The 13,965-nt window shown below is 46.9% G+C and carries 9 protein-coding genes; all 9 read right to left on the bottom strand.

Going from position 1 to position 13,965, the window contains the following annotated elements; translation table 11 throughout:
* Positions 1-15 precede the first annotated feature (15 nt).
* Positions 16-627, bottom strand: coding sequence for a hypothetical protein (locus Xind_RS13865; RefSeq protein WP_047680481.1), 612 nt, complete (start codon positions 625-627; stop codon positions 16-18).
* A gap of 21 nt (positions 628-648) precedes the next feature.
* On the bottom strand, positions 649-1,683 hold the full coding sequence (locus Xind_RS13860) for a cupin domain-containing protein (protein WP_047680476.1): 1,035 nt from the start codon (positions 1,681-1,683) through the stop codon (positions 649-651).
* Positions 1,684-1,692: 9 nt separating this feature from the next.
* Positions 1,693-2,553: an ACP S-malonyltransferase gene (gene fabD, locus Xind_RS13855; protein WP_052189461.1), complete on the bottom strand. Its 861-nt coding sequence runs from the start codon at positions 2,551-2,553 to the stop codon at positions 1,693-1,695.
* A 17-nt stretch (positions 2,554-2,570) separates the two neighbouring features.
* Positions 2,571-3,338, bottom strand: coding sequence for a thioesterase II family protein (locus Xind_RS13850; RefSeq protein ID WP_187650280.1), 768 nt, complete (start codon positions 3,336-3,338; stop codon positions 2,571-2,573).
* Between the two features lie 68 nt (positions 3,339-3,406).
* Complete coding sequence (locus Xind_RS13845; RefSeq protein ID WP_187650279.1) at positions 3,407-4,630, bottom strand: 3-dehydroquinate synthase II domain-containing protein; 1,224 nt, start codon at positions 4,628-4,630, stop codon at positions 3,407-3,409.
* A 30-nt stretch (positions 4,631-4,660) separates the two neighbouring features.
* Complete coding sequence (locus tag Xind_RS13840; protein ID WP_047680473.1) at positions 4,661-5,026, bottom strand: hypothetical protein; 366 nt, start codon at positions 5,024-5,026, stop codon at positions 4,661-4,663.
* A gap of 14 nt (positions 5,027-5,040) precedes the next feature.
* Complete coding sequence (locus tag Xind_RS13835) at positions 5,041-6,384, bottom strand: MATE family efflux transporter (RefSeq protein WP_047680471.1); 1,344 nt, start codon at positions 6,382-6,384, stop codon at positions 5,041-5,043.
* Positions 6,385-6,462: 78 nt separating this feature from the next.
* On the bottom strand, positions 6,463-7,947 hold the full coding sequence (locus tag Xind_RS13830; protein WP_052189457.1) for a 4-hydroxyphenylacetate 3-hydroxylase family protein: 1,485 nt from the start codon (positions 7,945-7,947) through the stop codon (positions 6,463-6,465).
* Positions 7,934-13,957 (bottom strand): alpha/beta fold hydrolase, encoded by a 6,024-nt coding sequence (locus Xind_RS13825; protein WP_187650278.1) that lies wholly within the window; start codon positions 13,955-13,957, stop codon positions 7,934-7,936. Before Xind_RS13825 ends, Xind_RS13830 begins: the two co-directional genes overlap by 14 nt.
* Between the last annotated feature and the right edge of the window lie 8 nt (positions 13,958-13,965).

The raw sequence follows: 13,965 nt of genomic DNA, 5'->3' as shown, positions 1-13,965 counted from the left end.
CTTAACAATCTCCTTTTATTTTGCTAATAAAGCCTTAGCATCTTTATAAGCTTGGTACGTTTTGGGTAAAGGACTCGCTTTCAGCTCAAACCATGCCTGTAGAGCTTCATTCTTACCACTTCCTTGGTTTTCACTGTCTGAGATGTAATCACTGATAAAGTTATTCATTCTGGCTGATGGGATTTGCGGTAACCTCCCCTGCGTTTTTTTCAGGTTAGCCAAGTGGACCACTAAATCACCGTAAGTAATTGTTTTTCCATCAATAATGCATTGCTTGCGCCAGCTATTAAGCCAGTACCATTGGCCGGATTTATCCGCTAATGCGCCAAACTGTTGCTTAACGGCGGCCAGTAAAAATGATTTGGTCTTTTTGTCACTAACATAGTTAACCACGGGGGTATCCAGCGTGAGTAAATCACGGGCTGCGCTATTCTTTCTATTAGGAACGGCAACGGGAAGCTCGCCAGAATAACCAAATAAATGTGCCTTAATGTGCAATTCAAGCTCATTTTTTTTCAGATTACCCACGGTAATGCCCAAAGTTTTAGCAAACGCCTTAAGCTCTGTAGCATAAAAATAACCACCGTCAAACTCTTCTTGACTCATCCCCTGATATAGCTTACTCACGCCTCTTCCTCACTGTTTTAACTACGCCGAAACAGCCTCGTCTTGTTCAATTGCCTCCAGTGTTAAAGTCGCAATTCGATCCAAGAGCAGCTGCATAACTTGCCACGCCTGTTCGCAGATTGCCTGTAATTCAATGCTGCGTTGGTGAGTGATATCTTGATAGAGTTCACTCCCCAGCAAAGCGTGCCCGTGATCTAACGTTGCATGTGCCTCTATATACTCACCAGGCTGCTCAGAAGTATTCTTAGCCAACCAATGGAAGGCATCTGCACACTTTTCTAGCACCAGATGAACGACAGCCAATTTTTCCACATTATCAAGCTGGAACATTTTTAACACAAACCAATTACCATATGAATCAATTTTAGCATCCCATTCTTGGCTCTTAGGTAATAATTCGTCATGGCCTAACTCTTCTTGAAAATGTTCAAGAAATAAAGATCGAAACGTAGGATCCACCACGGTAGATTGGCGCGCATACATGATGTACTGGAAAATTTCAGACCACTGCCTCAGACGGGTTTTAAAGAGAGTCATGTGGTGTTCAGTTTGGATCTGCCCTTCTCTAAATAGCGAAAAGAACTGTGTTTTTTCCACCTTTGCGCACCACTGCTCGTTAAAATTTAGCAGCGCTTGATAAGGAGTTAACTGAGGAGTAAACACAATATCAGCCTCTTTTTCAAACAGAGCCAACGGTTCATACTGCACGGATAAAGCATCTAACGGCTCGCCGAGATCGCAACAAAAGCCGTGCCAGCACCCGGCAGGAATACAGACTACATCACCCGTTTCAATCTTATCGGTAGCATCCCCCAGCAGCGTTGCCTTACCAGCCATAACGATAACCATACTATCTACACTGTGCTGATGCACCTGATGTGTTTCACCCTTTTCAAGACGTGTAAAACTAATGCTAAGTGGTTCGTTATCTTTTCTAAAATGACGAAAAATAGCGCTATGCGCTAAAGGCTGCACTGCGCCGATTTTGTGCTCTTTCCCTGCAATAAAAATGGAGTTAATTTCTGGAATAGAAGCGCGCTTGATAATATTGATCATAAAAATTTCCTAAATATCGTCAGACAGTGATGAATAAGCATCAAAGAGTGAGCCCATAAATTTAGATAGAACCGTTTTTGCCCCTAATTCGATAAAGAGCATGGGCCCCTGCCGGTAAACAAATTCAATGCATGACTGCCAATGAACAGGCTCAGTCAGTTGTCTGACTAAGTTCTCCGTTATACTTGTTGCTCTATAAGGCTGGCTGGTTGCATTAGCAATCACGGGGATTGACGGTGGGTTAAAGTGAAACTGCCCGAGATACTCCTCAAACGCAGTACTGATTTCTGCCATCAGCGGCGTATGAAACGGGCCAGATACGGCTAAAGGAACGTATTTACCCGTTCCCTGTTGTAATATTGCCTGTTCAATACCACGCATAGCCGTATTATTACCGGAAATCACCGTTTGCTCCGGTGAGTTCTCATTTGCAATATAAACACCAGAGTACTGTTCAATCAGTTGCTGCACAGCCGAGCGTTCAACATTCAAAATCGCCGCCATCGTTCCACCATCCCGAACACTGGCCATTAATTCAGCACGTTTTTTTACCACCGCAACCCCCGTGGCGAAGTCAAACACACCCGCAGCAAACAGCGCATTAAACTCGCCTAAAGAGTGCCCCAGCAAAAAATCCGCTTTTATCCCTTTATCCTTAGCTTCGAGATGGCTTAACGCGTTAACAACAAATAGGGCAACTTGGGCAAACTCCGTCTGCGTTAAACGTTTGCCTCCTTCGTTGCACAGTTCAGCCAGATCGTAGCCTGCAACTTCACTGGCTTCCTTTACCTGACGAGGGTAGCGAGCAAACAACTCTGCCCCCATACCTTTAAATTGTGAACCCTGCCCTGGAAACATAATGGTCAACATTGATTTTCATTCCTCTATTAAAAACGATCTTTGAAAATGACCGCGTAATGGTGAAGCAACCTTAACAACGCCTGTTTTTCGGTTTGAATAAAAAAATGTCCGCCTTTCAGCATGTGTAAATCAAATGAGCTGTGGGTATGGCGCTGCCAGGCATAGAGTTGCCCGATATCCGTTTCCGGATCGTCGATTCCCCCTATCACAGCGATCGGAGCCTGTACCATAGAATTAAGAGCGGGTCGGTAGCTTTCTAGCGCTTGAAAATCCGCAGATAACACCTTATAAAAGTGCTCAAAAACCTCAGGATTGCGCAGTACTGCCTCCGGTGTTCCCCCTAACTGGCGGACTTCTTGGCGCATTCGTTCTTGGTCAAAATGCCGCCGCCCTTCTGTTACAGAATGAAAAGCGGGTGCTTTACGCGCCGCCAGCAGCAATCCAACCGGAGATACCCCACAACGTTGCTCCAACCGCAGCGTTAGTTCATAAGCCAGACAAGCCCCCATGCTGTAGCCCATCATCAATAGCGGCCCTTCACTTGCCAGCCGGACGAGATCAGGGAAAATATCTTCAACTATCTCATTAAAATCAGTCAGTAAAGCTTCGCTGGCCCTGTCAGCACGCCCCGGCAACTGCAAAATATCGAGGGAAAGCCAATCATGCCCCGGCAAATCCCGCAGCCAAGAATGAAATGCCGTGGCATTGCCTCCCGCAAAGGGAAATACCACCATTTTCATTTGTTCGTTTTGAGCGTGACGAGACAGCCCAGCCCAAGCATGAGACGTAGACATTATTCTTCTCCATTAATAAGAATGTTTAGTTATCTACCGCCGTAGTTCACTACGGTGGGATACAGAGCTTAGACTTCTTCGATAAACTCACTCACCGGCACCCCGACGTGGCGGCCTGAATTCGCTTTATAGGCTTTCACCTTGACGCCGGGTTTAAGGTCGGTGAGATGCAGAGGCTTGCCTTGATCAGAGAAAATTCGTACGTGCCAGTCATCCTGCATCAAAATGCTGATCTCCTCACCGCTGGCAAAGCGAGCACGGATAATGCGTAGTGGGCGTTTTTCCAACTTCACTCGCCCAACAGGGATAGGTTTGGTCTGGCCTTTCATATCGACAACCATCGCGCTATCGCCGCTGCGTAGCTCTGAAATGTATTGCGTGCGGTTGCCGTTGGTAAACACGTAGCTATGAACCCCTCCTGCATTGATGCGGAACTCCCGTTTATTCATGTAGGGCATCTCAAAGACTTCCGGACAGCAGAGAAATCCACCTTGCGAGGTTGATCCGACTAAAATGCCCTCATCTTCATTAAACATCAGGGAAAGGTCGATGCAGCCACGGATACCATCGCCAACCGGACGTGTTTCAAAGATTTCTGCCGGTTCCAACGTAAGCTGGCCCATAAATACTTCCTCAACACGTTTAAACATACGATCGACAGTACTACTCTTCAGCGGGGTGAACAGAACTCCCTCCACGCCAAATTCCATCGTACTCATAGAATTAACGACATCATCAACGTGTTCATGATCATCAATTTCTTTAATTACCACGGTCTTGGTGTGTTGTAGTTCAGCAATCACCAGCTCTAGAGGAATATTGGTGGGATCTTTGAATTTAATTAGTACATAAGAATGTTGCTGACCGAAAGCAATCGCCTGATGCAAAGTTGCTTTATCATTTACAAAAATATAAAAGCAGGTTTTTATATTTTTACTCTTTGCCAACTGTAATATTTCATTCTTCTTGCTAAGAATGATTAGTTTCTCATTTGGCGTTTTCTCTAACTTCTTAAATAGCTCATTAAGCTCTTCTAATTTTTCTATTTTTATTGCAACCTCATGGCGAAAATATTTTTTACTTAAAAATGCGTCTGCTTGTGAAAGATTAATTAAATACCCTGAATAATATTGATGAAAAGTGCGATCAGCTACTGACTTAGTCTCTTCATCTTCTTTTTCAACAGCAGTCATATCATACCAAAGTAAAGGTAATAGATTATTACTACGATATTCACGTTTACTGCTTTTTTCCACAGCGCGCGTAGTCACATTAATAACATCAATTGCCATAATAATATTCCTTATTTAATAAAATGTAGATTACTGAACGATAAACAGCGGATAAAAACGTTTGCGATGAACATATATCAGCACCATATTAATACCGGCACCTATCGCAGCAAATAACACCGTTTCAGGTGCAAGAAAAAAATGAAAGAGTAATGAATGCACCAAAATACTGGCACTTAATAACAATGCTAATGGCGTCAATATATTAATAACTAACAAAGCGCCAGCGATAACATCGGTAAGCATAATAATCTCATTCATATATCCCGTTGCACGTAATGCCGACAAAAAATTCATTGCGTCAACCGGCCATGGTGGTTCAGGGAAAAAGTGAAACTGGTGATTTAAACCAAAAAAGATTAAAAATAAGCCAAAAAAAATACGTAAAATATTCATGTAATATTCCTTATTTACTCAGTTTCTAAATATTTCAGGTGAGAAGCCTTCCATTTCCCAGACAGCCAACGAGCGTTATTCATTGCACTCCTAAACACCTCATCACACAGTAATCCAATCCATAATCCCGCAATGCCCAACGATAAGTTAATGCCTAAAAAATAACCCAGAGGCACCGCAATACACCATGTACTGCCTACTGCTACCCAAGCCGGAAAATTGGCATCTCCTGTCGCTTTCAGGCTATATGAGATCACCATAGCGGCGCTGCGAAAAGGTTCAATAGCAACACATAAAACGAGCAATACCATCCCCGTATTAATGATATCTACATTACTGGTGAACAGCCCCAATAGAGGTTTACCGCACAGTAGGATTAACACGATGGCAAGCAGACTCCCCAGCATTGCTAACCGTAAATTGCGGTCTACCTGTTGCTTAATGAGATCATACTGCTTGGCTCCATAGAGATGAGAGATCATGATCTGGTTAGCAATTGACATGGCGGAAGACCAGCAAATTGTCAAAGTCAGCAGATTCATCACGAATATCCGCGACGCCATTGCTGTTTCGCCTAGGCTAATGGTAAATATAGACAATACCAGCATGCCTGCTTCAACGGTAATCGGCTGAACGGCGGCAGGAACACCAATCGCCAAGATCGGTTTTAATATTGCTGCCGGCTGAGCAAATAGCGCCTTCAGTGGAAATCTGGCCTGTAATTTCTGCGTCACCAGCAGAAAATAATATAAGCACACAACTGCCTGAGAAATAATAGTGGCAAAAATAACCCCCATCAGTCCTAGTTTGAAATAAATAACAAAGACTAAATTTAAAATAACATTTAACCCATTTGCAATTATTCCAGCATATAAGTTATATTGTGTTTTTCCCTGAGCCATGCAAATAGCACTGAGTGAAAACTTGATTGCCATAAACCATAGTGCAATAGAAATATATTTAAGATACTCACCGGCAAACAGCACTTCATTATTCTTTAACCCTATAGCCTCAGCTAAGGGAAAAGAACCGAAAAATAATACTAAAAAGACAATTCCGCCTAAGGATGCATTAATAATTAGAATGCCACTCCAATTAAGATCAAGCTTTTCTAATTTACCAGAACCAATAATTTGCCCACCTACGTTAATTGCTCCCTGAGCCATCATCATAAATAACAGGACAAAAATAACAAAGATGGGAATAATAGCGCCAACCGACGCAGCCATCGTCGTTGAAACATGACTCAAAAATAACGAATCAACAAAAAATATCGAAAATGATAATAACATATCGATAAATATCGGAATCGCCAAACTCCAAATAGAGAATGGCAATACAGATGACTTATTATCCATAACGAACTCCTACACTATATTTTAAAATATTATTTAGACGCAGCCCTAAAGGCCGCGTTAGCAACACCCAATATTCATTTAATAGATATCGATCAATTGCCTAATATGGTTTTCAATCTCTTCTCTTGCGCCAAGCGTTTTATAGAGATGGATACGGTTGCGTACAACATCGCCTCGATTCCATAACTCATAAATATCCTGTCGGCTACCAAAGGCATCCGCTACCATTTCCCAGGCAAAGCGAAACAGGCGTGATTTAAAATCCACGCTACATGACTTCCCTCGCATATAACGTTCGAGGAACGGCCGTAGCTCCGGTGTCTCCAGATCCCGAGGTGATGGCTGCATGATTATCCCTGCCCCAGAAATCGTCCGCACAATCTCATTGATACGACCGCTAATTTGCGCTGCAAATGTATCCGGTGCCAGTGTGGACGCGGGTGCCAATAACCCGGAATCAGTCACTCTGGCTTCGACATTCATGGCGATCAGAGAGTGCCGGATAAGTTCCAGATACGCACTGAGTTCACCGAGCTGATTCTGGATTTCCCTGAACTCATTCACGCCAATCGACTGACTAATCAGCGACGCAACCCCCAAGAACGTACGCAGACGGTGATAAAAACGGATCTGCCCGACGTACAGTGCCCAAGCGTTTAAACGGAAGAACCCTTCAAAGGCCGTTTCAGCTTCTTCAAGTAAAAAAATACGATCATTGGGAATGAAGACATCATCAAAGAACAGCATGGCATCTTGTTCATCAAAACGCTCACTCAATAGATGCTGGTGACTGCTTCCCCGCTTAACGTGAGCCTCACGGCACAGTATATGCAACCCGGGTGTTTCCATTGCTACGCTAAACCAGACGACGTAATCCTTGTGTTTCCGCAGCGCGTAGGACGGCGACATATAAATCAGTGCCTCATGGCAAAACGGTGCGAGCGTTGCCAAGTTCTTAGCACCTCTAACGACTATGCCATCTTCCCGTTTCTCCACCACTCGCAACCCACTTTCCGGGCACTCCTCCAGCGTTGCTGAACGATCAATCTGCGGGTCGCCTATCGCGTGAGTGAGGCTAATGTCATTTTCACGGCAATAGAGGTAATAACGTTCAATATTCTCCTTAAAGCGAGGATTAACCTGGCCTGCATGGTGGCGAAAGTCATATAGCCCCACAACCACATTCGACATAAAGTCCGGCACCCGCGGAACCATACCCAGCGTGTGCTCCATCCATAGATGGCTGTTGCGCCATTTGGCAGACAGTTCCTCCTGAGTACTCGGTGCCAGCCAAGAGTAGCTGACCGGGTTACCCGTTAATGGTGAGGTATATAACATCTGTTCACGCAGTTCCGGCTGATATTGCAGATCGTACAGGGCAGCCAGGTGATTTAACATGCTGACGAAGTCAGGATGTTCCGTCACTTCAATACGGTCACCGTCATACCAAACCTGTCTCCGATCCCGCAGGCTGGCCTTGTAACGCTCGCCGGACCAAGCACCTTTCGCGCCCACCAGTGACCAGGAATCCTGTAAATCAGACGCAATGTTATGCTGTTGCATCACTAACCTCCCTACGTGTCTCTGCAACAACAACCCACTGCTGTTCATGCTCATCCACAAATGCCTCCAACACAGGAATAAACTGCGTGTCATGAGTAAGATAAGGGAAATGAGCTGAACCGGGGATACAGGTCAGACGCGCATCCTGAATACCCTGGTTGAAATCGTGTGAATGACGCGGATTGATAATCCTATCCAAATCACCGAAAACACAGTGAGTCGGCACATGGATTTCAGGCAACCAAGGTAACAGCGAGACGGACATCATCTCATTCAGATAACGCAGAGCCACCAAGAAATTAACGTGCTGCGAATTCAGCAACAGATCCCGGCGTTGTTCAATACGTTGAATAGCCTCCTGCTCATTTTCGCCCAAAGCATCAATAATGGCCTGAAAATCCGCTCGCAAAGTAGCCACGGCTGAACTTGCCAGTGCCTCAAACTCCGCCGCACTCATCGTTGACGGATCGGCTACGTTCAAATCTGAGGTATCGTGGAATCCTCCTACCAGCGTCAATGACGCAATGCGTTGCGGTTCATTTTTTGCCATCAGCAATGAGGCCGCACACCCTAGGCAAGAGCCAACCAGATGTAACGGACGATCAATACCCAACTGCGTTAAAGCCGCAAACATGCTTCTGGCCGTACCCGCCATGTTAGAGTCGGCAATCGGCATACTGATACCATAGCCCGGTGGATGCAGAATAATAAACTGATACTTGTGACGTAAATCCGACTGTAGCAACGGCAGCCAGGTCGCAGCAGTTAACGCTACGGCTGGCATCAGCACCACTGGCGCACCTTGCCCGCAACTGAACACCTCTATCTCGCCCTCACCCGTGTTCACTATACCGTGCAACAACATTTCATCCATAGGTTCATTAGGATCTATCGTCACTGGCTGAACGTTGCGCAGCGTTTTACTTTGATAATACTCACCATACTGGATCAGAAAACGAGCTCCCTCATCCAGTGGCATTTTGCGCAGCCACAGGGCATCATTTAGAGGACTTTCCTCCCGCATGCTGGCTACCGCTACGGTGGCCTTAACGCTAACACTTTCAGCCTGAAGAGCCACTTGCATTAACCTGGCTGACTCTTGCGGGTAATCACGTAACATCACCTGAGCGATATCATTGATGGTCTGATTTTCCAACAGTAGACCAACACCGATACTCCCTGCCCGATTTTCAAGCTCGGTTTGAATATTCAGCACAATCAGAGAATCCACACCATAGTTAAGCATATCTTCGGCTGGATCGATCTCCTCAACGCTCAACTTCAGCACATCAGCAAACAACGTGACTAAACTGTCCACCAACGTCGATGGCTCAGGGGTTTTTCCGCCTTCATTCACGATTGGTCTGGCAGGTGCTTCAACAGATGGAACTGGTAGCACCATTGCCTGAGTCGTTGCCACCTCTTCATGGATTACACTGAACCCCATTTGGCGCAACACTTCAGGTTTAGCATCTATCGCAATCACGTTAGGCAGATCGTGACTCAGTACCCGCCGTATAATTTCAATGCCGCGGGCAGGGGTAATAAAACGTATGCCCTTGTTCTGCAACATGGCTACTAAATTTTCTTCCACACCCTCCCAGAATCCCCAACTGATGACATGAGCGGGAACACCCTGACTGCGCCAGTAGTTCACAGCCTGATTCTGATAAGCACACCCAGCCGCATAAGTAGACCAGCCAGCGCTGCCTACCCATCCTTCAGCAGACGAAAACAGCAACAGGAAATCCAGCTGGCGCGATTTGAACAACGCAACCAGGGAATCACTGCCATCCAGCTTCGCCGCCGTTTGCTGCCGTAACGTATCGTTATCCAACTGGTTAATTCGCAGGATCTGCCGAGTCATTGCCAGATGGAAAACACCATGGAACATCCCATGCTCTGCTTCCGCTAACGCAATACCCTCTGCCAGTGCAGCACTGTCCTGCACATCTACGCAGTAGTAATAGCATTGTCCTCCCAGCGCGTTGATATCCGCTATCGCCTGTGAGTGCAATTTATCGGGTTGTGAACGGCCAAACCAGACGAGTGTGACACCGTAATGCTTCGCCAGATAGCGGCTAATTTGTTGCCCCACCACACCGGCACCGCCTACCATCAGGTAAACGCCCCCCTGACGGAACGGCTCTTTAGTCTCGGCAGACAGCGTTTCTACCGGTACAATGTCCCTCCGTAGTAGACGATCCCCACGTAAAAACAGTTCGCGATTCTCCAGCCAATTCCCGTTTACATACAGATTGGTATATAGCTGGCTAAAGGCCGGGCTATGGTCAGACCAGTCCCCATCCAGCAAGGTTAACTCGGCTTTTGGATATTCTCTTACTAAGCTGCGGAAGTAACCGGACAGCGCTCCCGAATTAGACACTGCTTCCTCATCCAGCTGTACGTTCTCAGCGAGCCGGGTAAAAATACGCAGCTTCGTGTTATTCTCACGCGTTGCCTGTGCGAGTTGATGCAAAAGCGCCAATTCCTGTCGTGCTGATACCGGCTTCACACCAGAACCCTGCAATAATCCGATACCCCAGAATAGTACCTCATCCAGTCCGTTGATATGCTGGAGACAAAGCGGAATATCGGTGGGCTTATCTGCATCTAATAGCCACTCTTGGTCGCTCAATAACTGTGTCCTTTGGCCTGTAGAGTAGGCGATAAAATAACAGTCCGTCAGCCCCGCCTCTGCCAGATAAACTTTCAACGGAAAAGGGCATCCAGCGGGGTAAACTACTACACGTGTCGCCGCCGGCAGTGTTCTCTGAACCGATCCTGCAATGTTGATCGGCTGATAGCGGGGGCGATACAATAAGGATTCAACGTTTTCAACCTCCGGTACTACCTTCGGCTTTATGTCATCCCCAGCGCTTCCCCACAGTGTAAGCTGATGCTGGTCATTAAAGACGTAGACTTCTGCTACTCGTTCCTCACGCTGCCGAAGAACAATACTTCCTCTTTTTTCAAGGGGATGCAGACAATGGAACTGATTAAAGATAGGGCCTGATAAGTCACTCTGAGCGTTTAAACCGCTCTGCTCTGCAATAGCACTGATAACGTGCTGGTATATACCATCGATACTACCAGTCTGGCAGGTATATAGACTGGAACCGCTATTTTTACCATTCAGGAACTTTCTTACATCCAGCGTCAGCCGATCAGCAGGAATGAGCGGTGAAACGGTAAGCGTTGCCAAAGCCAGAGGAACATTATGTTCGGCATAACACGTCAGACGTATATTCCCATCCTTCTCAGGCTCCAGAGCAAGACTTAGCTTACCCAGCTGTTGCTCTAACACCGCTCGGTCAATATGCTGTAACCGTAGGGAATAGACATCGCCAAGCAGAGCGCCGCTTTCCAACATCTTGCCTAACAACCAGTTAAGTTTCTGCTGCTTTAACACGGGTGGGGGCTCGACAAAGAAATTCACACCTGCATGCCCGATAGAATCGCGCAGGTTTAGCGCTGCCAGTAGAGAAGATGAAGCCGCTGGAGCTGTATTTTGCATACCGGGCGACGACGGATGAGCCTGTTCTGCCCAACAGACTTCACGCGCGAACGGGTACAGCGGTAGCGCGGTGAGATTTGGACGCCGTGTATAGCTGCTCAGCCAGTCGATATTCTCCCCCTGACACCATAGCTGTGCGACTCTATTTAACTTATTCTGCTGCAATAACATGCGGATATATTCGCTGTCCTGCGCATTACGCACAGTAGTTACCCGCGTATCTCGGACATGCCCGCTGGTAATAGCGGGATCTTCCTGCCCGGACAACGCCTGTTCCAGCCGCTGCGCTAGCTTTTCTAAGCTATCTGCCACTATCCCCACACGACGCGCCATCGCATTTCGGCCACTTTGTAGTGTCCAAGCTATCGAAGCCAGCTTTCTTGCCTCGTCCTGTGGCGTAAATACACACTCTGGATGAAGCTGCTGAGCAATCACTGTCACGGCATCACCTACGGTATGGCAGTGTTTCAGCATGTCAGCCGTTATCAGTCGGTTAAAATGCTGATACAGCGTCTGGATGAACTGCTGGTGGATTTCCTCTCCCTTAAGCAGCGTGTCGAGCTGATCTTCATCCCCCAGTAGCTCAGAGCTAATGCCCGTTAACGCGGACAAACAAGCTAATACTCCCGTGGTTATCGGTCCGCTATTCGGTGGAACCATTAACTGCCGAACAAACGTCAAGTGAGATTGTAATAGTGCCTGCAGCGCAGCAGGGGTACGAGCCGAATAAATAAATACCCGCTCATCTGGTTCTACGTATGCCGTCGTTGATGCCGTATATTCTTCAAGGATCAGGTGTGCATTCGCGCCTCCGGCACCAAAAGCATTAATCGCTGCCATACGGGGCTTTTCGCGCTGTCCTTCGCTGCTCGCTAACAACTGTGAACGCCAAGGAGAGACTTCCGTCTGTAAGTAGAAGGGCGTTTTTTCAAACTGAATATTGGTGTTGACCTGTTCTAAATGGATAGAGGGAACCAGCGTTTTATGCTGGAACTGCTTCAACACTTTCACAATACTGCCAAAAGAAGCAGCTGATTCCATATGCCCAACGTTGGATTTCACCGAACCAATCGCACAGAATTGTTTATCTTCGGTGTGTTGACTCCACGCGGAGGTCAGTCCCCGCACTTCTATCGGATCTCCAAGAGCAGTTCCCGCCGCATGGGCTTCAACATAGCTGATATCCGCAGGGTTAATCCTTCCCTGACGCAGAGCATCAGTTATCAAGGACTCTTGTGACTGTGCATTGGGGACAGTAAAACCATTCACCCTACCGCCATGGTTGATACTGGACGCTTTAATCACTCCATAAATACGATCACCTTCCTGTTCCGCGAGACGTAACGGCTTCAACAGAAGCGCACCAACTCCCTCTGAAGGAACATAGCCATCCCCCTCTTCGCTAAATGGCTTACAGTGCCCCTGAGGTGAGGCAAAGCCTGTTTTGCTTAAAACGAAGTATTTATTAGGATGTGTCGTCAGATTAACACCCCCCGCAATCGCCATTTGCGACTCGCCGCGCCATAAACTTTCGCAGGCCAAATGTACCGAAGTCATCGAACCAGAACACATGGTATCCAGCGCAATACTCGGCCCCCGCAGATCAAAAAAGTACGACGCGCGGTTAGCGATCGAGGCATAGGACGCTCCGGCACTGGCATCCATCGCGCCGTACAACTGATACTGTCCCCACATGATGCCGACATAGAGCCCCACACGATACTCTTTCAGTTTCTCGCGGTTATAGCCCGCATCTTCAAAGGTATGGTGCACCGTCTCTAGGAATACCCGTTCCTGTGGATCCATGCCTTCAGCTTCTAACTTACTGATGCCGAAAAATAGAGGATCAAAGGTACGGTTATCCGATAAAAATCCCCCCCACTTCAGATAGGATTTACCGCTAACACCTTTACGCTCATCCCAATAATCCCGCCAGTTCCAGAGATGTTCCGGTACAGTAGTAATACAGTCGCGTCCGGCCAGCAAATTCTCCCAAAAAGCCTCAACATCATCGGCCTGTGGAAAGCGTCCCGCCAAGCCAATAATCGCAATATCATCATCGTTATAGGTTAAAGAGGCCACCTCGGGCACAGCAACCGTAACAGTCTCATTAGGAGGCGTTAGCGCCATCAATATTGGCGGCACAATCCCGCCTACAGGTGTTATTTCTTCCGTTATTGGCTGAGGGGTATCAGTTATCGCTACCGCTGGCATAACTAACTGCGGTTCATCCATGTTTTCTGTTGGCAGCTTTTCGGCAAATTCTTCGCTCAAATAATCCGCTAACGTTTTAATGCTTGGAAACTCAAACAATAAGGATTTACTGAGATCGCCAAGTGTATCTTCAAGTCTTCTGACAATGGCGACGCTCATCACTGACTCTATACCGTAATTATCAAACGCGGCATTATCATCCAGACTGGCGAGGGGTAGCTGCGTTTCCGCCGCTACAGCGCTTCTTACCAGTTGGTACAGAGTTTTCTTCGATTGCATGGTCTATT

It is taken from the genome of Xenorhabdus indica (genome assembly GCF_014467235.1).
In the GTDB taxonomy this organism is placed as follows: Bacteria; Pseudomonadota; Gammaproteobacteria; order Enterobacterales; family Enterobacteriaceae; genus Xenorhabdus; species Xenorhabdus indica.
This window is presented reverse-complemented; position numbering and strand designations above follow the sequence as displayed.